General features: G+C 25.3%; 2 protein-coding genes. Both read right to left on the reverse strand.

All coding sequences use genetic code 11. The features are described from left to right. Window positions 1–556: 556 nt before the first annotated feature. Window positions 557–697 (reverse strand): hypothetical protein, encoded by a 141-nt coding sequence (locus KPL38_RS19060; protein ID WP_216290712.1) that lies wholly within the window; start codon window positions 695–697, stop codon window positions 557–559. A gap of 67 nt (window positions 698–764) precedes the next feature. Beyond that, window positions 765–1,565, reverse strand: coding sequence for a hypothetical protein (locus KPL38_RS19065; RefSeq protein WP_216290713.1), 801 nt, complete (start codon window positions 1,563–1,565; stop codon window positions 765–767). Window positions 1,566–1,969 lie beyond the last annotated feature (404 nt).

The following is a 1,969-nucleotide window of genomic DNA, read 5'->3' on the forward strand; positions in this document are numbered from 1 at the left end:
TACTAAAGTAATTAACTGGTTAAAACAAAATATTATTTCATTTCTTTACCTATTCTCTGTTTAATTTTCAAAGACCAACTTGTTCGTCATCATCTGACGACTTCTACTATACTACTAGGTATTTCTTCTTTTGTCAATCTTTTTTTAATTTATTCTTTATTTAAAAATTTAATAAATTACGACTAACCTTTAACTTAATTCATCGCACGTTTGTGACGACAAGGAATATTCTATCATAATAATAAAGTCATGTATTTATCCATTTATTTATCTAGCAACATTATAACCCATTTACTCCATGTTACTCTAATAAACTAGAATATAACTATACGGACACACGTGACTACATATCTATATCTAGTAAAACACACGTAGTTTCTTTTACACTCAAACCCTAACGCTTTACTAAATCCTGTAATACTAATAATGTATAAACCATCTTGTCTTTTTTTGAATTTTCACCATATCTTCTCTTCTTATAACTTTGCCTTGAAGGTATCCCAATAGACCTGTTATAAACATATCGTATTGTTCAACCATATATTTTAAAAGTTTCTTATTTTTTAATACCTTCTGAAATTTCTATAAATGTTACCGTATTAGATAATCCATCTTTGATATATAAATTAAGACCTGCTAGAGCTAAAATACACTTCTGAGAAACACCTAATATTATATCTATTTGCCAATCGTCCACTCGCACATCTCCTCCAATATCATTCTAAGTACTTACATACAAATTCATATAGGTATCTTATAATGTACTAATTCTTTATTAATGATAAGAATAAACTCACAAAGTAAGTTATACTTGAAAAAATTAATGATATAATAAGAAACCCTACCAGTATAATGTTATACCTTAATATACTCTCAGCCATAACAAACTTTGAAAATCCAAATACATTTAAAACCAATATTATGAAGAATATAATATATAGTCCCCTTGAAGCTCCTTTAATATCTGCAGTGCTTAAAGATATATGAGATGAAATGCAAATTGCTAAAAATAAAAACAATATGAAATATGGATTCGAAAAGTTTTTAATTGAAAATATTATTTTAATTAAACCAAAATAAGAATTAAGTACCCCGCTTATTGCAACATAACTTATTTTAGTCACCTGTAAATTGTTTGTAGATATAGTCAAAAATTCATTATATATTTTAGGAATTATAGCATACATTAAACCAATTATAGCAAAAACCCCTCCAAATATAGGTGCAATACCTATGAAAAAATTACCTGCTTGTTGGTATACATTATTAGGATTATAAGCATGTTTCACATACCCCAGTACTCCATTTTCATCTTTCTTTTGTATTAATACCAACTTTGTTATTTTATGCCTAAAAATAATACATAAAATAGCATGGGAAATTTCATGTATAGGTACTCCTATAATAGCAGTTATGGCCACAGCTCTCCACCCAAAACTCTTTTGAAAATTTTCTATTGATTGTTTCCTTAAAAATCCAAGAATAAACCCTACAAAAATTATCATTCCTGTCATGTATACCGTATCCATGCATGTCTTTATTATTAAACTTATGAAAATATCCATTTAATCATCCTTTCAACTTTTGCTTGTTTTTTATTTCTAACTTCATCTTAGTATTCAGTTATTTGATTTTGGTACGATATTATATATTGTAAATTAAAAACTATGTATAATTTTAATGTGAAATTGAAATTAATGTTATTTTTTCTATTTATTTGTTTAATTATGTGGATTTCTATAGATTTTTTAAACATTCTTCTAATTATTAAAAAGAAAATTAAAATGTATTACTATTGATATAATTGTGATTTGTATGATTTTAATTATAAACATCTTATCATATTGTATATTATATAAATTTAGTTAATTGCAAAACTTTTCATAAAACCAATACAAATAATGGATAAAGATTCTCCTGATTTATAGCGAACTTAATAAGCATTAGGTTAACTATAAAAAATAACTAT

It is taken from the genome of Clostridium psychrophilum (assembly GCF_018861705.1).
Classification (GTDB): Bacteria; Bacillota; Clostridia; order Clostridiales; family Clostridiaceae; genus Clostridium_AD; species Clostridium_AD psychrophilum.